General features: G+C 44.9%; 21 protein-coding genes. 6 read left to right on the top strand and 15 right to left on the bottom strand.

The features are described 5' to 3' along the window. Window position 1: 1 nt before the first annotated feature. Genes KI659_RS05385 through KI659_RS05375 form a run of 3 tightly spaced genes read right to left on the bottom strand, consistent with a single transcriptional unit; the run spans window position 2 to window position 5006 of the window. Window positions 2-1306, bottom strand: coding sequence for an oligosaccharide flippase family protein (locus KI659_RS05385; RefSeq protein WP_213944339.1), 1305 nt, complete (start codon window positions 1304-1306; stop codon window positions 2-4). Between the two features lie 7 nt (window positions 1307-1313). Next, window positions 1314-2393 carry a GumC domain-containing protein gene (locus KI659_RS05380; protein WP_213944338.1) on the bottom strand — a complete coding sequence of 360 codons (1080 nt, stop codon included), beginning with the start codon at window positions 2391-2393 and terminating at the stop codon, window positions 1314-1316. Window positions 2394-2396: 3 nt separating this feature from the next. Continuing rightward, window positions 2397-5006 (bottom strand): SLBB domain-containing protein, encoded by a 2610-nt coding sequence (locus tag KI659_RS05375; RefSeq protein ID WP_317195925.1) that lies wholly within the window; start codon window positions 5004-5006, stop codon window positions 2397-2399. 35 nt (window positions 5007-5041) lie between these two features. Between KI659_RS05375 and KI659_RS05370 the strand changes: the two genes are divergently transcribed. Continuing rightward, complete coding sequence (locus tag KI659_RS05370; RefSeq protein ID WP_213944337.1) at window positions 5042-5212, top strand: hypothetical protein; 171 nt, start codon at window positions 5042-5044, stop codon at window positions 5210-5212. Here the strand turns inward: KI659_RS05370 and KI659_RS05365 are convergent. The 4 genes from KI659_RS05365 to KI659_RS05350 form a co-directional block, all read right to left on the bottom strand. After that, window positions 5194-6201: a radical SAM/SPASM domain-containing protein gene (locus tag KI659_RS05365; RefSeq protein WP_213944336.1), complete on the bottom strand. Its 1008-nt coding sequence runs from the start codon at window positions 6199-6201 to the stop codon at window positions 5194-5196. The genes KI659_RS05370 and KI659_RS05365 overlap by 19 nt on opposite strands. Window positions 6202-6427: 226 nt before the next feature. Then, complete coding sequence (locus KI659_RS05360; RefSeq protein ID WP_213944335.1) at window positions 6428-7033, bottom strand: zeta toxin family protein; 606 nt, start codon at window positions 7031-7033, stop codon at window positions 6428-6430. Then, window positions 7026-7193 (bottom strand): hypothetical protein, encoded by a 168-nt coding sequence (locus KI659_RS05355; protein WP_213944334.1) that lies wholly within the window; start codon window positions 7191-7193, stop codon window positions 7026-7028. The genes KI659_RS05360 and KI659_RS05355 overlap by 8 nt, the downstream gene beginning before the upstream one ends. A gap of 144 nt (window positions 7194-7337) precedes the next feature. Then, a complete protein-coding gene (locus KI659_RS05350; RefSeq protein WP_213944333.1) occupies window positions 7338-7862 on the bottom strand; it encodes a fasciclin domain-containing protein in 525 nt (174 codons plus the stop codon). A 209-nt stretch (window positions 7863-8071) separates the two neighbouring features. Between KI659_RS05350 and gldB the strand changes: the two genes are divergently transcribed. Then, on the top strand, window positions 8072-9073 hold the full coding sequence (gldB, locus tag KI659_RS05345; RefSeq protein WP_213944332.1) for a gliding motility lipoprotein GldB: 1002 nt from the start codon (window positions 8072-8074) through the stop codon (window positions 9071-9073). Here gldB and KI659_RS05340 read toward each other — a convergent pair. The 5 genes from KI659_RS05340 to KI659_RS05320 form a co-directional block, all read right to left on the bottom strand. Continuing rightward, window positions 9042-10250 (bottom strand): glycosyltransferase family 4 protein, encoded by a 1209-nt coding sequence (locus tag KI659_RS05340; RefSeq protein WP_213944331.1) that lies wholly within the window; start codon window positions 10248-10250, stop codon window positions 9042-9044. The two genes, gldB and KI659_RS05340, sit on opposite strands and share 32 nt — an antisense overlap. Next, a complete protein-coding gene (gene asnB / locus KI659_RS05335; protein WP_213944330.1) occupies window positions 10247-12049 on the bottom strand; it encodes an asparagine synthase (glutamine-hydrolyzing) in 1803 nt (600 codons plus the stop codon). The genes KI659_RS05340 and asnB overlap by 4 nt, the downstream gene beginning before the upstream one ends. Further along, entirely contained in the window at window positions 12050-12736 is a 687-nt protein-coding gene (gene nth, locus KI659_RS05330) for an endonuclease III (protein WP_213944329.1), read from the bottom strand. It lies immediately after the preceding gene. A 339-nt stretch (window positions 12737-13075) separates the two neighbouring features. Next, window positions 13076-13303, bottom strand: coding sequence for an anti-sigma factor (locus KI659_RS05325; RefSeq protein WP_213944328.1), 228 nt, complete (start codon window positions 13301-13303; stop codon window positions 13076-13078). Then, window positions 13278-13880 carry an RNA polymerase sigma factor gene (locus tag KI659_RS05320; protein ID WP_143959313.1) on the bottom strand — a complete coding sequence of 201 codons (603 nt, stop codon included), beginning with the start codon at window positions 13878-13880 and terminating at the stop codon, window positions 13278-13280. Before KI659_RS05320 ends, KI659_RS05325 begins: the two co-directional genes overlap by 26 nt. Before the next feature lie 476 nt (window positions 13881-14356). Between KI659_RS05320 and uvrA the strand changes: the two genes are divergently transcribed. Further along, a complete protein-coding gene (gene uvrA / locus KI659_RS05315) occupies window positions 14357-17179 on the top strand; it encodes an excinuclease ABC subunit UvrA (protein ID WP_213944327.1) in 2823 nt (940 codons plus the stop codon). A 17-nt stretch (window positions 17180-17196) separates the two neighbouring features. Further along, complete coding sequence (locus KI659_RS05310; RefSeq protein WP_213944326.1) at window positions 17197-18243, top strand: WD40/YVTN/BNR-like repeat-containing protein; 1047 nt, start codon at window positions 17197-17199, stop codon at window positions 18241-18243. A gap of 85 nt (window positions 18244-18328) precedes the next feature. Here KI659_RS05310 and KI659_RS05305 read toward each other — a convergent pair whose 3' ends face one another. After that, on the bottom strand, window positions 18329-18814 hold the full coding sequence (locus tag KI659_RS05305; protein ID WP_213944325.1) for a YcxB family protein: 486 nt from the start codon (window positions 18812-18814) through the stop codon (window positions 18329-18331). A gap of 162 nt (window positions 18815-18976) precedes the next feature. On the opposite strand from KI659_RS05305, the gene KI659_RS05300 reads away from it, so the two are divergent. After that, on the top strand, window positions 18977-19201 hold the full coding sequence (locus KI659_RS05300; protein WP_213944324.1) for a hypothetical protein: 225 nt from the start codon (window positions 18977-18979) through the stop codon (window positions 19199-19201). A gap of 82 nt (window positions 19202-19283) precedes the next feature. On the opposite strand, the gene KI659_RS05295 is transcribed toward KI659_RS05300, so the two are convergent. Next, on the bottom strand, window positions 19284-19712 hold the full coding sequence (locus KI659_RS05295; RefSeq protein WP_213944323.1) for a Fur family transcriptional regulator: 429 nt from the start codon (window positions 19710-19712) through the stop codon (window positions 19284-19286). Between the two features lie 203 nt (window positions 19713-19915). After that, window positions 19916-22432, bottom strand: a complete 2517-nt coding sequence (locus tag KI659_RS05290; RefSeq protein WP_213944648.1) for a zinc-dependent metalloprotease — start codon at window positions 22430-22432, stop codon at window positions 19916-19918. Window positions 22433-22553: 121 nt separating this feature from the next. On the opposite strand from KI659_RS05290, the gene KI659_RS05285 reads away from it, so the two are divergent. After that, window positions 22554-23672, top strand: coding sequence for an NAD(P)/FAD-dependent oxidoreductase (locus tag KI659_RS05285; protein WP_213944322.1), 1119 nt, complete (start codon window positions 22554-22556; stop codon window positions 23670-23672). The last annotated feature ends 2 nt before the right edge of the window (window positions 23673-23674 follow it).

Here is a 23674-nt window from a genome sequence, read left to right as displayed (position 1 = left end):
ACTAAACCGGAAGTAAGGAGTTATAAAATTTGCTGACCATCGCCTTGCTAGTTTTTCTCAACAGAATCAGATTTACCACAAAACTTACCAGCTCGGTACTTAACAAGGCTATGCATAACCCAATGGGACCAAAATGCTGTGTCAATATAATAGACGCAATGATCATGTAGACGCAGACCAGCCAGCTTGATTTAAAAAACAGTGTTTTCTGATCTGTGATAAGTAGGAACAATACATTCACAATATTTAGACAGGCAAAAAGGGGCACAAATGCCAGAAGCTGAAGATAGGAAACGGCTTCAGGCAGGTGGCTTTTGGATAATAAGGTTATGATGTAGGGCGAGGCTAAAGAGAACACGATGGCCAGTATTAACCCGCCCAAAAGTGCAAGCCCATAGATTTTTCGCACAAAAAGCACTACCTCGTCGATTCCCTGCTGCATTAATCTGGATGCGTTGGGATAGATAGCCTGGATCACTAGAGCTGGAAAAATTCTCAACACCATGGTAATTCTTTCGGCCAAGCTGAAATTCCCCAGTATTTCGGCAGTAGCATAAAAGGAAAGAATGATCAATCCGCCATTTACGGCAATATGAGAAGCAAAATTTGAAAGAAAAAGCAAAAGATTGTTTCTCAGGGACTCATATATCTGACGAAAATCCGGCTTGTAAAACCTGATCTGCATCTGAAAGTGGATGTACAGAAGTAAAAGAATGTTTATCGAGAAGGCCGAGATACCCAGCAGAAAATTTACCCATTTGGCTTGGACCGGATTGTGGATAAACAATACGATGCCCATCAAATAAAGGAGCTTGCTGAAGACGTTGGAGATGGAAATCAGCTTCATTTTCTCCATTCCCTGGAAAAACCATAGAGGCAGGGTCGCCTCGGAGAAAAGCAGCATCACCGAAAAGGCCAAAATCACCTGGTACTCCTTGAAGAGCCCAAAACCGAAAATGCTGATCAACAGCACCACGGTGGCAAGGGTGGCTAAGAAAACTTTGCTGAAAATGATGTTGCTGACAGAGTGGGAGAGGGCCAGCTTGTTTTTTTGGTTGATCGCCACTTCCCTAGGGCCGCTGAGGTTATAGCCAAACCCCACCCAAATATTCGCTAAAATAATTACCGAAAGGGCCAGGTTGACCAAACCAAATTGATCCACGCCAATGGAGGTGATCAATAGGGGCATGGAAATGAGGGAAATCAGAACATTGGAGGACTGTATGACAGCCAGAAAAATAAAGTTCTGAAAAGATTTGTGCTTTATCCAATGGATAAAGGGCAATGAGGAAAGCTTTTCTATCATCGGACCTTTACGCTGCCTGCCTTATATTAGCCCTGTAAAGGGTAGAAAGGTAAACATAGAAAATGCCTAGCACCAGCATGATCATACCGCCAAATACTATCCCCTTGGATAACTTGATCCGGTTTTCCTCCAATGGAAACCTAGGAGAATCGATGATCTGGATTAAGGGAGAATTGTTGCGATGATTGACTTTGGCAATCTCCAGGTTTTTGACAATCTCACCATATACCGTGGTAGAAGCCTGCACATCTACTTGGCGCTTTTTGGTTTCCACCATGGCCCGCTGCACGAGCGGGTTCGGATTGGGCACATTATCAGTAGCAGAGGCAAAATCCGTAAGGCTTTTGTCCAAAATCCTTCTCACCGAATCCGCCTGGGACTGCAAAATAGCCAGGTTCTCGGCCGTTTTCTTGGTCTTGGTCTCGTGGTAGAAGTTATTCACATTATCCACCAGCTGCTCATTGAAATACTTCGCAAACACCTGGTCTTTAGAATTGATGGTCACATTGATAATGCTAAGCTTTCTGTCAGGCTTTTGCACCGATAGGTTGTCCCTGCGGATATCCTTCATGATTTCCTTGACCACACTATCCTGTTTAACCGTAAATTGATCTCTTGGAAGGCTGAAGTTCATGGTGGATAAGTCTACTTTTCTTTTCCACTTCTTCTCCAGCTTATTGAAAGCAATATACCTGTCAATAAGCCTCGTGGTACTATCGCCGGCCATGGGGCTAAGCAGGGTTTTGCTGAGCATATTGTCAGAGCGGTACAGCTCCATGATGTTGTCACCGGAAAACAGCCCGTTTCCCCCACCCAGTGAACCCAGGTTGATTCCCACGAGGGAAGCAATGCCAGACATGCCTCCACCCATTCCCGACATATCGGCCTCCTCCAGTACAAAAGAGGTTTCTGCTGTATAAACCGGCTTTTTCAGAAAGGATGCCGCCGCACCCAATAGCATTCCGACCACCAGAAATATGGCCAGTATTTTCCACTTGGAGCGGAAGGTTTTCCCCCATCCGCGCATTCTCAGCACGAGTTCGCGGAAAGTGATTTTATCGTCTTTTATATGTTGGTACTCTGCCATCGCTTATTCTCCTCCTCCAAAGTTGATTTGGCTCAGCAACAAGGCTAATGTTGCCAAACCTGTCGTAACACTGATAATCTCTCCCGGTCGGAAAGGAATTCTTGGCCCTTTGGTGGGCACAATTACCTCGGCGCCCGGTTCCACACTTGGATAGAACCTCAAGCCAAGAAAACTCTTGGTCCTGGCCACCTCTCCATTTGCATACACTACATAAGTGCTTCTTCTCTTGGCCCTGTTGTCAAAGCCGCCCGCCCTGTTGATAAAGTAACTCATGGATCGGTTATCTTCATACTTCACCGTGGTCGGATAGATCACATCTCCCCGCAGGCGAACCGTCTGCAAGCGCTTGGGTATGCTGATGATGTCTCCCTCTTCCAAAATCAGATCATGTCTGGAACCCGGGTTTGCCAATATTTTCTCCAAATCAATGGCAATGGCCTCGGTCTCCCTGATCTTCAGCGGGGCAATTTCTGCCTTACGCTCCGTGATCCCACTCAATACATCTACTTTCGACTTCACCACCAGATCCTCCTCAAGTTCTGTGGTGAATTCCTGGTAATTCTTGATGTCTTCCCCGATACGGGTCAATAATCTTCTCTGGGACTCGGTCAAATCATCGCTTTCGGATGAAATTCTCGCCAATAGGTTTTCGTAATTCTTTTGCTTCCTGACCCTTTCCGACTCCGTTTCGTAAAACTCTGTCCTACGTATCAAGGTTGCCCCTTTGGGATAGGCAAAATCCGTCAGCCCGCCGGCCCTGCGGATCACGTCTGAGATTTTTTCCTCCGCATTCTTCACTGCAAATTCACCTGGAGCCGCTACCTGTCCTTCGATTCTGATCACTTTCTCCAGCACGAAGTTGGGCTTTCTTCTGATGATCACATGATCAAATGGTTGAAGCACTACCGGCGAGGCAGATGGGCTGAGGTCTCTATTGACACTGGTAGCGATGATGTCGGAAATATCTCGTGCATTGTCCTGGGCGGCCCGTCTGGCAATTTCCACCTCTGATAAGGAGGCGGCTTCTTTTACCCCTCCGGCAAATATCAGCAAATCCTCCACGGTCATGTTTTTGGAGAAAGGAAAAATACCCGGATTTCTCACCTCCCCGGTAATCTTCACATAAAATTCTTCTGTAAGGTCATAGATGGAGGCCACCCTCACTATGTCTTCCCGCTGAAGTGTCAAATCATTTTGACCAGCCATTACCTCCGAGAGATTGACCTGCAGCACTTCTGTGGATAAATCTTCATGCGTCCGCAAAACTGTAGCCCTTTCCAAAAAAGCCTCTCCACGCAGACCTTCGGCCCTTTTGATCAAGTCCGAAAGCTTCATGCCATCCGAGATGGCATAATTGCCCTCACGGAATACCGCCCCTTTGATCTGAACCCTGTTGGTGAATCTATCCAGCAGTTGGCCTGCATAATACCTGTCTCCACCTTTGACGGTAAACATTTCGAATTGCTCTCTATAAATGTCGGAAACGGTTTTTTCTTTCGGTGTATTTCTGACCACACTCACCCTATCGGTAAAGGCATCATCCGTAAATCCACCTGCGTAACGCATGACTGATTGAAGATTTTCACCCTCCTTCACTTCAAAAATACCGGGTCTTTTGACCTCTCCAGCTACCTGCACCCGAGCTTCAAAGGGCTCCACCATGATGACATCCTGATCCTGCAGTTGGGAATTAAGGTCTGCCGTTCCCCTCATCAAAAAGTCGTAAATATCAATTCGGGCAATCTCCCTGTTATTTCTTATCAATTTTACGTTTCTCATAGAGCCCCTCTCATTTGGGCCTCCAGCAGCATACAGGGCATTGAAAACCGTACTGAATGCGCTCAAAGTAAAGGTGCCAGGTAATCTCAATTCCCCCACCATATGTACTTTGATGGTGCGCACATCCCCTAGAGATACTTGCACAAAAGTAGTTGGATTGTTGCCTCCCATGCCAGGGTAATAAGTCTGAAGTCTGCCTTTTATCCTACGGGTAGCCTCCTCTATAGATAGGCCGGAAACGCTTACAGGCCCAACATTATCCAGCATAAGGTTACCTTCAGGGGTCACATTGGCTTCGTAGTTTTGCTCTGATTCCCCATAAATATCAATGAAAAGTTTATCCCCAGGGCCTAGAATATAGTTTTTTGGCGTAGCCAAGTTGAGGTTCGGCTCAAAAGTCAGGTTTCTTTCCTGATTGTAAAAAAGATCCATTCCAAAGATGGGTAGGTCGGCTTGGTCCCGCACTACCTGCCCTTGCTGGTTGAGTAGGCCTTGGCTGATCTTTTCAAGGTCCACCTGCTTGCGGGGCTCTCTTCTCGCCGTCCTGGTGGTGGTGCGGGTGGAGCTGTCACCGATCAGGTCCAGTTGCTCCATTCTCAAGCGGAGCTTTTCCACCTCAGCTTTCGGAAGGCCCCTGGATTCTGCCATCTGGAGAAGCTCTTGGTCGGATAATCCGGCCGCTTTTCCTCTTGCTATCAGTTCCCTTACTTCATTATCGGAAAGGTCATCAACCCGCACCGTCGCTATATCAGGCATGGCTTGGGCAAAAGACTCTGGAATTTGAATAATCAGGCTAGCCACTAGAGCCAGCAAAAAGATAAAACGTATTTTCACTTTATGATTTGAACAGATGTTGGACTGAGTAAAATTTGATATTTGATACAGCTTCGCCACCTCAATCCCAACAAGGCATTGAGCAGCGAAATCCCGGCTTTGGGCAGGGTATGCCAAAAATCACCGTAAAGATAATTATTCCATTCTATTGGGAGAGGTTCTTTGGGATTTATTCCACATTTGCAGGCTATTCCGTGCAGTTTTGACAGATGTCGATTTGGCTCCTGTCCCGCAAAAGCTGTTTTCTAAACGAATTATATAGGGGTTTATTCCAAATGGAGGACATTTTTTCGGTCTTTAGACTGCCCATCACATACTTAGCATCCTTATCAAAGCAGCAGGGCACAATATTTCCGTCCCAAGTCATAACCGCCCCCTGCCACATCCGCCAGCATTTGTTTTCCATTTTGTTTTTGAGCTGCCAGGTACCGCCACCTGTGGGTACATATCGGGAATAGTTGAGGTTGTTGACCGGAATCAAGGGAGAACCGTTTTCATAATCGTAGATCTGGGTGGTCTTCAGTTGGAGCTCATCAACCTGGAGCTGTGCCGCAAGTTTTTTGATATCCGGTAGCTGGTGTTCATTCACTCCTGTGACCAAAAACTGAAGGATAACCTGCGGAAAAGCGCTTCCTGCTTTGTTTCGGTATGCGATAAGGTTTTGAATTCCCTCCGTGACTTTGGCGAGTTTTCCCCCTATCCTATAATTCTGATAAATTTCCTGCGAGGTCCCGTCTACGGATACAATGAGTTGCTTCAACCCAGACTCTACGGTGTATTGGATATTTTTGGCCGTAAGGTAATGTGCGTTGGTGGAAGTGGCGGTAAAGATTTTATGGCTGTCGGCATACTTTACCAAATCAAGAAAATTAGGATGCAGGTAGGGTTCCCCTTGAAAGTAAAGGTGTAAATAGGAGAGGTGCCCTTTCATTTGGTAAATGGCCGATTTGAAAAGCTCCTCATCCAACATCCCCGTAGCCCTGGAAAAGCTCCTCAAGCCACTCGGACATTCCGGACAGCGGAGGTTGCAGGAGGTAGTGGGTTCAATGGAAAGGCTGGTGGGCAGACCCATGATTTTGGGTTTGCCTAGTCTCCTGGATAATTGAAACGAACTAACAAGCAACAGGTAATTGTAGACCTTACCCCAAGTGAGGTAGCCCAAAAATGCCCGTCCAATCCAAATTTTGGAATTCATCTGCTAAAGATAGGAAGTTAGGATGAGCAGGAGTAAGATTCAGGGGAAATTTATGGGTACTAAGTACGAAGAACCAGGTACAAATTACACCGCAGTACAAAAGGGTTTTCTTAAGCCCTTTTGACGCTGGCCTGTCTTTTGGCGTTTTCACTCGCGTTCCTGCTTCTAATGCTCTCGGTAAGCGTACAGATTTAGATGGGTATAGATCTAGAAAAAATATACTTGACTACCTAAGGCCTAATTCTTTCAGTTTAGGAATATATTTGATAATGTGATCAGGACAGGTTTCAAACTTAGCAAGCTTACCATTTGCCAGTGAAAGGCAATACTGGGGCTCTTTTTTATATCTTGAGGAATCAAATAGGTGTAAATTATCAAAAAAACTAAGGTTAATATTCAGGTTACTATAACCATCATAAAACCTTTGTTCTATTTCCTTCTCTGGAACAAAATGGCCCCCATTTTCTACTCTTATAGCGACTCTTCTTTTCGCCTCCGCAATTGAATTTAGGAAAAAGTAAACCATATTAATTTCATAACCCTTCTGCTTAAACCTAGCTGGCCAGTATAATGGGGTGGAGTTAAAGTTGGTTTCGTAGCAGAATGGACTTTTATCTGACCAAGCATTCTGTATTTGGCGCTCCAGCTCAGCAAAAGCCTTATTGTGGGCCATGGTATCTTGAAACTCAGTAGGAACTAATGAATTGTATATGCCTAAAAAATGCTGATCGTAATCGAATGGAACAACTCCCTCTGGAGTAAATGCATTAGAATATGATGACTTTCCAGATCCATTACATCCTGCAACAATTAAAAGTTGGGGTTTATCCATTATTGAACTGAGGGGAAGGAGGCGGGCTTTTTGTAGTCAATCCCTTGGCAACTTTTTCTTCGTATATCTGGATTTCTTTTTTAATTCTTGGCATTTCAGCTTTAAGCTTTGATTTATAAATCTGAATCTGTCTATGAATATTTTTTACTTTCGCTTCCATAACCTAAAGATAGTAAAATTTCTTCAAACGTAATACCATTCTAATTGACTATTAATTAGACCTTTAGTCCCAAACCTAGTAAAACCCCAATCTACAACCTTTAGGAAAGAAACTGCTATCTTTGCATAGCACAGGGCTAAGTGCTCAGCGCTCAAAATTCACCCCCACACTATCCACCGGCGGGATCAATATTTGATCGATTCCGTGGATTACCCCATTGCTTGCTTCCACATCCGGGGTCAGTATAGAGGCGGAGTCGTTGATGGTGATATTTGTGCCGCTGGACTGGAATGTCAGCGCTTTGTTTGGGAGTAGGGATTCCATCGCCGCATTGGGGATTTGAGCTGAAAGCAGCTCGCCACTCAATAGGTGGTACAACAACAGGTCCCTTACACCCGGCCGGGCGAGAAACATTTCCATATCCTCCCCATGAGCACTAAGGTAACTGTTAAAGGCATCATTGCTAGGGGCAAAAAGAGTAAACGGCCCATCAGACATCAGGTCATCGGCCAGATCTGCGGCAATCAAGGCCTCCTCTAGCAAGCTGAAATTGGCGTTTTCCTGTAGGATCTGAATAATAGTGCGTTCTTCCAGCACCTCATCTATATCCTGATGACAGGACATCAGGCCTAGTATTGCCAGGCACATTAATAAAGCTATTGATCTCATAGTTGGTTTATTTTATAGTATTATAAATGGAATTCTGAATTCTGAATTAATAATTAGAAATTAAAAAAGAATGAAATTTGTGGCCTTTGTGGCCAATTTAAGCCTCAATGAAAACCCCCATTTCTATCCAAGTGTTTGGACTTTTTAACGCTCTCGCAAAAGGTTGTTTGTGAGAAAACCTTATTTTTGCACGCAAACATTGATTTGCCATGAGATACTTCCGCTTATTAATACCTTTTTTGATGATTTCAATTTTTGCTTCATGCGGGAAAACAGCGGATGAATGCACCCTTTCGGATAAAATTCTGAATGTGCCGCTTGATTTTCAGGTAGAAAGGCTGGAAAAACAGTTTTTCAACATCCAAAACAGGCAAGAGTTATCCACATTTCTGGACCAGCATCCCGACTTCACATATGAATTTCTGCAGGAGGAGGCCTATTCAAATAGGGAAGAGCTGGAAGAAGAATTGATGTTTATCATTGAGGACACCCTCATGCAGGAGCTAAATAGCGAGGTGTTAAAACATTTTGAGGACTTTGACCAAATCGAGCAGGATCTGGAAAATGCCTTTAAATACATAAAGTATTATTACCCCGATTTTCAGGCCCCCAAGGTCTACACATTTGTCAGCGGGTTCAGTGCGGATTTTTACTTAGGCGATGACATCATCGTTATTGGTCTGGATTATTTTCTGCCGGCCGACCACCAGTTTCAGCCAGATGAGCTTCCCCAATACATCAGCAATAGATACCAAAAGGATTACTTGGTTCCTACCTTGATTACCGCGATGTCTGCCAGATACAATAAGACCAATATGCGTGATAACACCTTGCTGGCGGAGATGATTTTTTATGGCAAAAGCTACCATTTCACCAAAGCCATTATGCCCTGCACGCCTGACTCCCTTATCCTGGGTTATTCACAGGACCAGATTGTAGCCAGCTATGCCAATGAAGGGTTGATTTGGAGCCATTTTATTGAAAACGAGTTGTTGTTTGAAACCAACCCTTTCGAAATCCGAAAGTATACAGGTGAAGCCCCTGCTACAGATGAAATCAGCCCGGATGCTCCTGGAAGGATTGGCCGATGGGTGGGCTGGAACATCGTCGATGATTATGTGGATAAGAATAACGTGAGCCTACCTGAATTGATGGAGGAAAGCCGGTCGGAGCACATTTTTAGGCAGTCTGGATATAAACCCCGTCGTTAACCTTCAGCGGGTGCTTGGCGGGATTGATGATATTCAACACTCGTTTTACCGCAATTGTCGAGGAAAAATTATTCTCGGCCAACGCCCTGGCATTTCTTCTGGCATTAGCCATGGCTTGCTTATCCTCAATAAAGCTTTCCAAAAGGCTCCAGGACTTTTCAGGCTCCAAGGCATCAAAAAGCACCCCTAGTTTATGGTTGTGGATAAGTTCCTCCACCCAACCCTCATGGTTGACTATAATCGGCTTACCCATAGCCAGCGCATCGAAAAACTTGTTGGGACTGTTCGTTTTCAACACTGGGTGGTGGGCAAAACTTATAAACATCACATCGCTTCTTTCCATCAAATCCCTTACCGCCTCTTTGTTGCCAAATGGTAAAAAGGTCAGGTTCCTCAATCCCTTTTCTTCGGCCAAGCGGTGAATTCTAGGCAGGTCGGCGCCTGCACCCATGATTTTGAAATGCCAGTTTTTCTGATGATACTGGGCCTGCACGGCCAAGTTTACCAATTCATGAAGCGCATTCACTCGCCCAATAGCCCCCGCATAACTAATTGTCAAAGGCCTAAGAGATTTGATGTTGCTCTGTTCATAGGGTTCAAAAAATTCAGTATCGGCAAAATTGGGTACTAAAAATACTCTGGTATCGGGTGAGCTTTTTTCTATGTGATGCTTTATGCCCGGCGAAAGGGCGACCACTTTCAGCGCATGTCTATAAATCCCCTTTTCCAGCTTGTACAAAAACTTTATCAACAGGGGATTTCTGACCACCCCCATCTGTATGGGTGCCTCCGGCCATAGATCCCTCACTTCAAATATATAAGGAAGTGCATATTTCATTTTGGCCCACACACCGATCAGTCCCGTGGTAAGTGGGGTAGAGGTGATGTACATTAGGTCCGGCCGCGGCAATTTCTTGATAAGTGCTTTGGCTTTCCGCATAAATCGGACAAATGCCCGCACCCTTCTTCCAAAGCCATAATAGTTATAGTAAAACACGGGAAGATAATGAACCCTTATCCCATCGATAATTTTGAGGTCATAATAATCCTTATTGTGGGCCGTAATCATATCCACCTCTATACCATCCTCCACCATGCCCTTGGCTAGGTAATAAGACCGCACAGCACCCCCTTCTTGGGGGGTGACAAAATATTGATGGATGTAAATGACTCTCATAATCCCCGATGCTTAACCCAACTGGCCAATATATATAGATTGAATAATTGTAGAAATCCTGCTTTCACAAAAAGGGCTGGATTTTCAGCTATTTTTCTCATTTCCGTAGGCATAAGACTGCCGTGGGTCCTGTGAAAATCCTCAATGTCTTGAAAAACAGTTGCCTTGAAAACCCCCTCTTCCGACAACCATTCCTTCAGTGGCAAGCCAAAACCATGTTTTTTACGGCCGGCCACCCTTTGAAGACCATATTTTATCAACAATTGTTTTATCCACAATTTCGGTTCCAGTCCCAGGTGAAGCTCCCCGCTCAAGGATCTGCTCAGGTTCAAAATGCCCTTATCAAGGTAGGGGGCCCTGCCTTCAATGCCGTGGGCCATGGTGGCGTTGTCATGAACTTTTAGAATATCATTAACCAAATAATAGCCTCTATCCCATTCTAAAGCATTTTTGTAAGGCTCTTTGTAGTCATTGGGATAGTACTTTCTAAACTGATTTTGGTGTTCAGGTGGAATGCTTTGAAGGGAAGAAAAATTCATGTAGGTAGCCACCGGATCAGAATCAATGGATGCGGCAAACTTTTTCATATACCGTGATCCAAGTCCCAGTTTATTGACAATAGAGGCCAAGTTATAGTAAAGACCTGGTTGCTTTAAATATTTACGGAAGGCCTGATGTCGGTTGTATCCGCTAAAAAGTTCATCCGCACCAGCACCACTTATCAACACCTTGACCTGCTTTTTGGCCTCCCTTCCAATCATCCAGGTCAAAAAACTGGCACTATCCCCAATGGGCTGATCCAGACTCGCTATATATGCTGGCCAATTATTCAAGAGGGATTGCTGGGTTATCAACACCTCATGATGCCCGCAATGCATGGAAATGGCTACTTCTCTAGCAAACTGGGCATCTGGATAGAGCTTTTGGTATTTCTTTTCAAAAATCGCCGTGTACGTATGCAGGGGTGTACCGGTCTCCCGATGCCAGGTTTTGAGCAGCAAACTGCTATCCGCCCCACCACTTAGGATCACACCCACGGGAACTTCGGCATGAAAATGCTTCAAGACAGCATCAAGTAGCAGGTTTTCAAATTCCTCCAGATTGGGCAATTTTTCGGTCTGCGCGATACCTTGCTCCAGTCTGATATCTGAAACAATTTCTCCTTCAAAATTCAACTCAAGAAGTTTCCCAGGACGCATCTGCTTGACATCTTTATATAGACTATTCTCCGGAAATGGATGTCTTGAATAAAAATAGGGCAACAATTGCTCGGTATCCAATTGGGCATTTATTAACTCTGATGCCATTATACCCACGGTTTCCGATGAAAATGCCCATTGGTTTTGTTTATGAAAATAATAGAGCGGCTTTTTCCCCGTGACATCCCGGGCTACTAGGATGGATTTTTTGGACTTATCCACAAAAACAAAAGAAAACATACCTTCCAGCTTAAGGGCTCCTTCGGCACCAAAAAGTTTCAGCCATTGGATCAGCATCTCAGAATCAGACTGGGTAGCAAAGCTAACACCATGATCCAGCAGCTCATTTCTCAAATCCTGGTAATTATATAGGGCGCCATTCCACACCAGAATGCCATTCCCGTCGGAAGTGATGATGGGCTGATTGGCCAAATCACCCAAGTCCAAAATCTTGAGCCGGTTCCCGGCCACAAAAAGGTGATTATCCACCCCCTCCCAGTCGGAATGATCAGGTCCCCGATGCTGGGTTGCTTCCATCATGGCTCGAATTTTCTGTTGGCCATCATTGCCCGGATTGACCAAGAAGTTGATGCCGCACATTTACTTCTTCGATTTAGGGATAAGATCGGCTTCCAGCTGCATGTTTTTTTGGTTTTTTTCGAAATACCTACAGAAATGGGTGATGGTGCATTCTTGACATTTGGGCTTTCGGGCCAAGCAAATATATCGACCATGCAGGATCAGCCAGTGATGGGCCACATGTATATGCTCTTTGGGAATGTGCTTGATCAGATGTTTTTCAACTTCCAAGGGTGTTTTCGCATTCTGAGGTACCAATCCCAATCGCTTTGAAACCCGGAAAACGTGCGTATCCACAGCCATATTGGGCTGATTCCATACTACGCTGGTGATCACATTGGCGGTTTTCCGGCCTACTCCGGGCAATTTGACCAATTCGTTGACCGTGGAAGGAATCTCGCTGTTGAAATCCTCCACGAGCATTTTGCCCAAACCCAGGAGGTGCTTGGTTTTGTTGTTGGGGTAGGATACCGATTTGATATAGGGGAATAGCTCATCAAAATTGGAGGCAGCCAGGTGCTCGGGGGTAGGAAAGTCCCTGAAAATGGCCGGAGTCACCATGTTGATCCGCTTGTCGGTGCACTGTGCACTCAGCACCACGGCAATCAGCAACTGAAAGGGTGTCTCAAACTCCAGTTCCGTCTCTGCCTCGGGCATATGCTGGGAAAAATGATCGATGAAAGCTTGGTAGCGTTGTTTTTTAAGCATTTTATTTACGGGGGTTTGTGAGTACAAAGTACTAGGTACCAAGTACAAGGTACCTCTAGGACGACTGTTTTGTTCTGCCCTTGAGACCATGTTTTGTCAGTTGGCCTTTTGAGGGACTGAGTATGCCCCTCCCGGCCTTTCATCTCGCTTCGCTCCACATAAGGCTGGGGTCTAAGTATACTACATGTCACGTCCTAATTTTACTTCACACTTTTTCTCTGTGTTCTTTAAGGCTCTGTGGTTTTTTTTTTACTTCGTATTTCGTACTTCCTTTCTACTTCACAAAAAAACCACTCCAGCATTACGCTAGAGTGGCTAATATAATATCTTATTTTAAAATCAGACGTTTTCTTTGGTCAGACACTTTCTTTTGATGGCGTCCACTACTTTTTCTGAGGGCTCCATAAAAACTTGGTCGAGCTGATCAATGGCGCTTCTGAGTTCAATGTACTGTTCCATTAGGGCTTCATTGGCATGAAGTGCCTGGGTCAGTTGATCACTCTCGGTTTCACTCAACTCTTGGTAAATGTAACTTACCAGATCATTTGGGGTAAAAGATTTTGTCATAGGCAAAATTTATCTGTTTCATCTTCTTCCGCATGTTGATCAATGCATAGCGCATGCGGCCAAGAGCAGTATTAATGCTTACCCCTGTCTGCTCAGCTATCTCCTGGAAGCTCAGATCCATGTAATGCCTCATAATCAGCACCTGTTTCTGCGTTTCCGGCAGTTCGTCAACAAGTTGCCTTACCAATTTGTGGGTTTCATCCTTTACCTGGAGGTCTTCCACAGACTCATCAGCAAACTTCAGCGTATTAAATAGATTGGAACCGTCCTCCATGACTATGGATGGGTACCTTTTCATCTTTCTAAAATAATCAATAGCCAAGTTGTGAGCTATCCTCATCAACCATGGTTGGAATTTCCCTTCCTCGTTATAACGATCGGAATTTAATGTCTGTACTACCTTGACAAATACGTCCTGTAGTAAATCCTCTGCCACACCCTGATCCTTTACGATCATGTAAATAGTCGTAAATACCCTGGATTTATACTTATCTACCAACAACTCAAAAGCAACTTCGCTACCATTTCTATACTGTGCGATAAGTTCACTGTCCTTAGGCCCTAACCTTTTACTCATAAATTCTAACTTTTAAAATAACGTAGAGGTTTATCCCATATTGTGATTTTATGTTTGAAACAAATATCTAAGAATCCAAATGTATATATTAGAAAAATACAACGCAATCAAATATCCAATTTTTTTCTATCCAAATAAATGATAAAATAATTTATCACAAAATTATCGTCGGAATATCCTAAACCTACAAAATTATCTAAATCGCCAGATTTTTGACAAAACCTTTTAAAGTCACAAACCCAGTGCCACCAAACTCAAAAAAATGCAATTCAAAAGAGCTTTCTTTTAGTTGATAGATAAATTTACCAATTAACTAGTTGAAAATCAATAGTGAGGAACTATTTGTACTATAAAATTATATTTTGCATTTAACGAATTTTAACATTATGAATATACTAAGAAAAATTGCCTTTCTTCAAGAATAGGCTTTTCAACAAAATTACCATTTGCCGTGTTTGGTAGGTATATTTGTAATTATGGACAAAAGCATGCAACACCACCACGGAGCTTTGGAAGAGCTTGACCCCCGATCCTACATTATCATCAAAAACGCCAAAGTCAATAACCTGAAGAGTTTGAGTGTCGCCATCCCCCGCAACAAGCTGGTAGTGGTGACCGGTCTATCTGGCTCAGGCAAGTCCTCTTTGGCTTTCGATACGCTTTTTGCCGAAGGTCAAAGGATGTATGTGGAAAGCTTGAGCTCCTACGCCCGGCAGTTCCTAGGCCGCATGGAAAAACCCGAGGTGGAATATATTAAAGGTGTATCTCCCGCCATTGCCATCCAGCAAAAAGTAAATACCCGAAACCCCAGATCCACTGTAGGAACCACCACGGAGATATACGATTACCTCAAACTCCTCTACAGCCGAATTGGGCGGACCATTTCACCCATTTCCGGGGAAGAGGTAAAGCATAACACGGTCACCGATGTGGTGGATTATATCCACAGCTTCGATGAGGGCGATAAAGTGATGATCAGCTGTCCTCTTCAGATCGCAGCGGACCGGACAGTTAAAAAAGAATTGGAAATCCTGCTCCAAAAAGGCTTCAGCCGGATCCTTATCAACGGTGAGGCTTTCTATGTCGAAGACCTTCTTGAAAACAATGATTTTCCCAAAGGGGATTACGAAATCCTTATCGACCGGGTGACCGTTCAGCATGATGATGAGGATAACCAATTTAGGATTTCCGACAGTGTGCAGACGGCATTTTATGAGGGCCATGGAGAATGTAATGTGGTGATTCCCGGAAAAGACCAAAAATCCTTTAACGACAGGTTTGAGCTTGACGGGATGACGTTTGAGCATCCATCCGTCAACTTTTTCAGCTTCAACAACCCTTACGGCGCCTGTAAAACCTGTGAAGGATTTGGTTCAGTTTTGGGCATCAATGAGGACTTGGTGATTCCGGATAAAAGCCTTTCGGTGTACGAAGGTGCCATAGCACCCTGGCGAGGGGAAAGCTCCAAGAAATGGGCGGAACCCTTGATTAAAAATGGGATCAACTTTGATTTCCCCATTCACAGGGCCTATGAAGACCTGGATGAGGAACACAAACAGCTCCTCTGGACTGGAAATAAATATTTTCAGGGGTTGAATGACTTCTTTGACCACCTGCAAAGCAAGACCCATAAGATCCAATACAGGGTGATGCTTTCCCGATTTAGGGGAAGAACCACCTGCCCGGATTGTAAGGGCACGAGATTGAGAAAGGATGCTTCCTATGTAAAAATCGACAACCACAGCATCATAGACGTGGTACTCATGCCAACCGAAAAGGCCTATGAGCACTTTCTCAACCTAAAATTGACCCCACAGGAAGAAAAGGTGGCCAACCGTCTGCTGAAGGAAATCATCAACAGGCTCGAATATATAAACAAGGTAGGATTGGTGTACCTTACACTTAATAGGCTTACCTCCACGCTTTCCGGTGGAGAATATCAGCGTATCAAATTGGCTACCTCTCTGGGTAGTGCCTTGGTGGGTTCCATGTACATCTTGGATGAGCCAAGCATAGGACTTCACCCCAGGGATACGGACCGCCTCATTACGGTTCTGGAAAGTTTGCGAGATATGGGTAATACGGTGATCGTGGTAGAGCATGAGGAAAAGATCATGAAAGCCGCTGATGAAATCATCGATATAGGCCCAGATGCCGGTACTCACGGCGGGGAACTTGTTTTCCAGGGTGACCTGCAATCTCTCTTGACCAAAGGGAACACCTACACGGCCAAATACCTGAAAGGTGAGGAAACGATTGCCTTTAATAAGTCAACCCGCCCTTGGAAAAACAAATTTACCATCAAGGGAGCAAGGGAAAACAACCTGAAAAACCTGACGGTAAGCTTTCCCTTGGGAGTACTTACGGTAGTTACCGGGGTCAGCGGATCAGGAAAATCCACCTTGATCAAAAAAGTGCTTTACCCTGCTATTGGCAAAATTCTGGGTACGGTAAATGAGGAAACGGGAAAATTTGACAAACTGGAAGGGGAATACAAAAAAATCACACAGATTGAATTTGTGGATCAAAATCCCATAGGAAAATCTTCACGTTCAAATCCTGTGACTTACGTGAAGGCCTATGATGCCATCCGTAACCTCTATGCAGACCAGCCTACCGCCAAGCAGCGTGGGTACAAACCGGCATTTTTCAGCTTCAATGTGGATGGTGGGCGCTGTGAAGCCTGCCAGGGGGAAGGAACCCAAAAGATAGAGATGCAGTTTATGGCCGACATCTACCTGACTTGCGAATCCTGTAAAGGCAAAAGATTCAAGAATGAAATCCTCGATGTCAAGTTCAAGGATAAGGATATTTCCGAAGTGCTGGATTTGACCATAGAGGAGGCAATGGATTTCTTCAAAGACAAGCAGGCCATTATTGGAAAGCTTGAGCCACTATGGGAAGTGGGACTCGGGTACATCGGCTTGGGCCAGTCCTCCAACACGTTGAGTGGAGGAGAGGCACAACGGGTAAAATTGGCTTCCTATTTGGGGAAGAATACTTCCAAGATGGATGAGCATATTTTGTTCATTTTTGATGAGCCCACCACTGGACTACATTTTCACGACATCAAAAAACTGCTCCATTCCATCAATGCCCTCATTGACCAGGGGCATTCGGTAATCATAATTGAGCATAATACGGAAGTGATCAAATCAGCAGACTGGGTGATTGACCTTGGCCCTGAGGGGGGTGAAAAAGGAGGCTTTGTCACATTTGAAGGTACTCCTGAGGAACTTTTGCAAGAAAAAGAAAACTATACAGGTAAATACCTGAGTGAATCATCCATGAACCAATAGGAATTTTTTAAAAATATATGAGACGATTATTATTCACTTTGGCCATCATATGGGGGGCTCTCCATTTCCAATCCTGTCATACCCGAGTGGCTGTGGAGAATCCAGAGCCGGGAAATTGGCTGATGATAGACACACCTGTGGAGGCCTCTTTACGAGGGCTTTCCCCCGTGACCGAGCATATCGTGTGGGCCAGCGGGGCCAATGGAACTTGGCTGCGAACTACAGATGGGGGCAAAAGCTGGAAACACGGAGTGATTGACGGTATGGATACGGTTGATTTTCGGGATATTGAAGCCTTTAGCGCCAGCACGGCTATTGCCGTATCAGCCGGGCAGCCAGCGGTGATTTACCGAACCACCGACGGGGGGGATAATTGGCAGAAAGTCTATCAGGGAAGGGAAGAGGATTTCTTGAACGGCATGGCCTTCAAAGATGATAAAATAGGCTATGCTTATGGCGATCCCATAAATGGCAAGTGGACCATCATCAAAACTATAGATGGAGGAGAAACATGGATACGTTCAGAAAATCCTCCCAAGGCCGTGGATGGGGAAGCCGGTTTTGCGGCAAGTGGGTCAATTATGGTGGTAGACCAGGATAATCTTTATTTAGCCAGCGGAGGAAAAGAGAGCAACATCTATTATTCCCACAATAGGGGCGATAAATGGGCTGTTACTAGCACGCCTATGGTGCAGGGTGAGGCCTCACAAGGAATTTTCAGCTTAACTATTATTGACAACAGCAATATTATAGCAGTGGGTGGTGATTTTCAGGATCCATCCAACCATTCAGCCAACGTAGTGCTATCTCACGACAACGGGTTGACTTGGGAACCGAATAAAGGAAATACCCCTTCTGGCTACCGATCAGGAGTGGCCTACTATCCCCGTTTGCATTGGGTGATAGCAGTAGGTCCTACGGGTACGGATTTCAGCGCCAACGGGGGCGAAAGCTGGGAAAATCTGGGAACAGAGGGTTTTCACACCGTAAAAAGGTCCAAATCCAACGGCTCCATCTGGGCCTCCGGAGCGGATGGCAAGATAGCGACGTTGGAAATATTGTAAGATGTAGGATGTTGGATGACCGATGTCGGATGTTGGATGTCGGATGTAAAAATTTCCGTCTCCTGTCTTCGGTCTCCCGACTTCTTTACTTTTCGCTTGCCTTAATCAATCCTTTTCTCCTCAAAATAGTCTCCATAAACTTCTTCTCGTTTTCGGTGTTGAAAATGCGGAAGGGGAGGTGAAGGAATTGGGCTTTGGACATGATGAGCACATAAGCATCTTTATCCACATAGGCCTGTTTGATCATGTCCCAGTTGATGGGCATACCCTGCTTGGGATTGACTTTCATCAACACCTGGCGGCTGTCAATCTCATAGGCCAGCTTTTCGAACATAACTTTATTTTGCTCCATTTGCGTCACACCCGCAAACTGGATAACCCAAAACAATAAATATAGCACATAGGCTAATATCGCCATACTTATCCACCACCATGAAGCTATCCAAAAATACCCCGAAGCAATAGCCAAAGCGATCAGGATCACCCACCACTGTTCCTTGAAGACATTTCTAAGCCCCAATTTGATATAAGTACCAGTTTCTAATTTATATTTTTTGGTTTTGATAATCATGGCGATAAAATTTGACGCAAATATCTAACGATATCGGCTATAAACCAAATTATCTCCCAATTGCTGGGATATTTTAGTCAAATCGCAACAAAGGCAAAGTGCTTATGGTTAGGTTTTTGAGGATTAAAACTTATTCGCGTAGAAATAAAATAACTTTTAACCATGAGCAGCTTATTTATCGATTTGGTTTTGTGTGCGCTTGCCTATGTGGTGTTGATCTATTTTGTAGCAACCATGACAAAAGCTCGCTTCAATAACCGCAACAACGACGCAGATGATGGAGATGGAGGCGTAGAAGATATGACCCCGCCAAAAATTGATTTACCTCCAGGGGTAATCTGGCCCAAAGACGCCCCAAAACGGAAAAAAACCACCCCTATGGTTTGATATTCATGTATGTCCTGCCTCTACCGAGTCAGGCTAGTTTCGGTGTCACGTCTTCGGTCTTCGGTCTTCCGTCTTCCGTCTCTTAACTACATTTATCACATACTCCCTGCACAAGCAAGTTCATCTCTTTGCCAATATAGCCTTTGGGTAAGCTAATGGCCGGAAGGGTGAGCTCTTCTATACAATTGGTTTTTCCACATTTTTCGCATTTGAAATGCACGTGGTCGTGACTATGATTATGGTGAACGCTGCTGTCATGATGCTCGTGCATACATAAAGCGTATTTGGTAGCACCACTGTCATCGAGGACTTTATGGACCATGTCATTTTCCAGGAAAGTCTTCAGAGTCCTATAGATGGTCACCCGGTCAAAGTTTTCCTTCAGCTCTTCCTCAAGATCGGCATGGGAAAGGGCTTCCTGACGCTTAAGAAATGTTTTCAACACATCTCTTCTGCAACTGGTAACTCTCAGTTTGTTTTCTTTTAGAATATCTGAAGTTTTCAAAGTCATGTCCTGTGATTTGCTGTCCTACCTGATCAACGGTAATGCAGTAAAAATAATTCTAATGTATGACTTTAAAAAGAAAGGTGGAAAAATATGAGATAACTCCTCAATTGCAACTTTCTCTAAAAACTCTTTGCATCCTTTCCGATTTTCTCCGCCCCTTTGCGAGAAATATAAAAAAATTGGGGAGCCAAGGACTCCCCAATTAATTAGGCTTTCGGGTTTAAAATATCATTTATCCTTTCCAAGGTATCCTCCAAGTGGAGCTTAGACACCCTGTCGGAAGTTCTTGGAATGGCCGCTTTTACCTGTCTTTGCAGCGTTTTCAGCTCTCCTCTTACTATCGGACGAATATCAGACTGCGAAGCGTTGATCTGCGGGCCTACAAACCTTCTGAAGTTAGCAGGAACATTCGGCTCATCTTTGGTCATCAACTCCTGCAACCTTTCCAGGTGAGCTCTCTGAAGCGCTCTTTTATAAACGTCGATCTGGGCGCCATTGCTAAGCTCTGTCCAGATTCCGCCTCTCAAATCATCAAACAGTTCCACCATGTTATAGGCATTGCTACCGTTGATGGCTTCATTTTCAATTACACGTCCTAACCTGCCATGATCCAAAATGCTGTTTAGGGTACCTACCTGAATACTTCTGATCTTTTCCAAAGCACCAAAATCGGCGGTCCTGGCAGTGATCTCATTATCGATCAACCAAGAAGGAGTATTGAACAATTCCTTATTCAGGAATTTCACAGCTTCTTTTTGGGTAGCTTTATCAGTGTGGGTATAAACGCCTTCACCGTCACCGGTAGACCTGTAGCGCTCATATACACCGCCTACATTTGTTTTAACATGGCCCATGTAGCGGTTAAACTGACCGATTACCTGACCGTACATTTCATTTAGATCTGAATAATCTTTGAAAGGCTTATCTTCTTCGAAAGTCCATTCGATCAAATTAGGCATAATCCGCTTAAGGTTTTTGATCCCATAATCGGAGGCCAACATGGCATTATCACCCAAATCCTCACTTTGGGCACTTGGATCATATGAATTGCCTTGACGGCCATATCTGTATAGTGGGTCACCGTTTTTAGAAGTTATCCACTCGTTCAGGATCGGCTGCTCGTCCTCAGGAGTTTCAGCTTCCAAAATTGGTCTGTAACCCCAAGAGATGGCATATTTATCATAAACCCCCACATCAGGGAAAAGGCTCACGCCCTTGTCTTCTGGCTGTGCTACGTAATTGAATCTGGCGTAATCCATGATGGATGGGGCCGTTCCATACTTTTGGGTAAACTCAGCAGAACGCAAAGAATCCACAGGTATTGCATTGGAAGAGGCAAAGTTGTGTGGAAGACCTAATGTATGCCCAACTTCGTGAGCGGACACAAATCGGATCAATCTACCCATCACATCATCCTTGAATTTCACATTTCTGGCATCAGGATTTACCGCAGCGGTTTGGATAAAATACCAGTTTCTCAACAAATTCATCACATTGTGATACCATCCGATATCAGATTCCAGAATCTCTCCAGAACGGGGATCGGATACGTGGGGACCATAAGCATTCTGAATATCAGAAGCAAAATAGCGGATCACGGAATAACGCGCATCCTCTGGGCTCCATCCTGGATCTTCTTCTGGGGTAGGGGCATCTTTGGCCTGTATGGCATTTTTAAAACCTGCAGCCTCAAAAGCCCTGTTCCAATCCTCCACACCTTGTTTTAGATAAGGTCTCCATTTATCCGGTGTAGCTGGATCAATGTAGTAAACAATAGGCTTCTTTGGCTCTACCAATTCGCCTGCCTTGAACTTCTCGATGTCCTCATCCTTCACCTCAAGTCTCCAACGATCCAAATAGGTTCTTCTCGTTGCCTTTTGCTCATCCAAACCATAATCAGTCACAGATGTATTAAACCAACCTACTCTGCGGTCGGCCAGACGCTGCTTCATAGGCTCTTTAGGAAGCAAAAGCATGGAGCTGTTCATTTCCACCGTGATAGAACCAGTGCTTGCATTGGATGGCGGGTTGTTCGCCAAATAGGTCATGATATACCTACTTTCGATGTTGATCGGGTAAGTGTGGATATGCTCGATGTAAGAGCGGTCATTATCCAGACGGGTTACTTTATAGCTTTCTCTTCTGTTTTTTGGCAAACCAAGAGCCTGTACATCCTTGCTGAAAAGATCTGTGGCCTCGATCACCACGCCATCACCGTCTTCAGATTTGGCTTTGATGTCAAAAGAATGGATGATTGGCTCCAAGTTGGAGTTCTTTACAGCTTGGTAAATTGGCAATGAGTCTGCGGCTGTGTTGCGGTAGCTGACCATTTTCAGGTTGATGCGGTTGCCGTTTCCACGGTCCCATCTGACCATTTGGGTGTTGGTGCGCTCCCCGCCATAGCCTATACCTTCGGCTGTTTTGGCGATGGTGGTCACGATCAGCATTTCTCTGCCGATCAGGGAGTCGGCAATTTCATAGAAATACTTGCCGTCAATTTCATGTACTTTGAAAAGGCCATCTTTTGTATTGGCCTTGGCAGTGATGACTTCGCTATAAGGTTTGATGCCGTTTTTGCTTGCGGCTGGCTTGGCCTGCTGGGCTGCTGGGGCCTCTGCCTCTTTTTTCTTCTTGCGCTGCGCTTGCACATCTTCGGTAGCGAAGACTGCACCCACCAGCAAGGAGCCGAGGATTACATGTTTTAAGTTTTGGGATGAAAACATCTTATTATTTATTGGGTTGATAATTTCGTTGTAGGGCACAAAATATGATTTTAATTAAAAACCCTATCCATACAGTTTGTCATTTTTGATAAACGGTTTGTCAAACTCTTAAAAGGTCTGCATGGCTCAAAAACAGAAGATTGTAATCATCGGGGGTGGGCTGGCAGGCCTAACGGCAGCTCATATGCTGGCCCGCCAAGGCCATAAAACCACCCTGGTTGAAAAGCAATCCTATCCTTTCCACCGAGTATGCGGCGAGTATATCTCCAATGAAGTCAGGCCTTTCCTCCAAAAACACGACCTGTTTCCCAGCCATCTTGAGCCAAAAGAAATCACCCGCTTTATGCTCACCTCCCCAAGCGGCGGCAAAATAGAAATGCCCTTGGACCTGGGCGGGTTTGGCCTGAGTAGGTATGCCTTTGACCAGTTTCTCTTTGAGAAATGTACCCAGGCAGGCGTAGAATTCCTCCTGAATACCGAGGTTTTGGAAACCGCTTATGTGCCAAATGAAAACTCTTTTTCCATATTCCTAAAGAATGGACAGGAACTACAGGCGGATCAGGTCATAGGGGCCTTCGGCAAAAGATCCCGCATGGACAAGTCGCTCAAGCGGCCCTTTATGGAAAACCGCAGCCCCTTCATCGGCATCAAATACCATATGAAAACCGACTTCCCCCACGATACTGTTGCCCTCCACAATTACAACGGCGGATATCTTGGGATCAACAAAATTGAAAATGGCGCTTATAACGTATGCTATCTGGGCAATAAAGAACAGCTGAGGGAGATAGGCTCGATAGCAGAAATGGAGAAAACGTACCTGTATGAAAATCCTTTTATAAAGGAGCTTTTCAACAACAGCGAACAGCTTTTGGAGAGGCCCGTAGTGATCAATGAAGTTGATTTTTCCCAAAAGGCACCAGTGGTGGACCATATCCTGATGGCTGGGGATGCGGCAGGCCTTATTACCCCGCTTTGTGGAAATGGGATGGCCATCGCCATTCACTCCGGCAAATTAGCCGCCGAGGCAATTATCCACAATAAGGAGAGGTCTGCTATTGAAAACTGGTACAGCCACCACTGGTCTCTGCGGTTTAAGCGGAGATTGTGGATAGGCCGCAAGGTGCAAAAATTGTTTGGTTCTGCTTTTTCAGCAAGCCTTGCTGTCGGGATATTGAAAACCTTTCCCTCTGTGGGCCACTCCATCATGAAAAGGACCCACGGAGCCCCCTTTCATTAGGG

The organism is Litoribacter ruber, from assembly GCF_018449405.1.
GTDB classification, from domain to species: Bacteria; Bacteroidota; Bacteroidia; order Cytophagales; family Cyclobacteriaceae; genus Litoribacter; species Litoribacter ruber.
The sequence above is the reverse complement of the archived record's forward strand: the minus strand, read 5'-3'. Positions and strand labels throughout refer to the sequence as shown.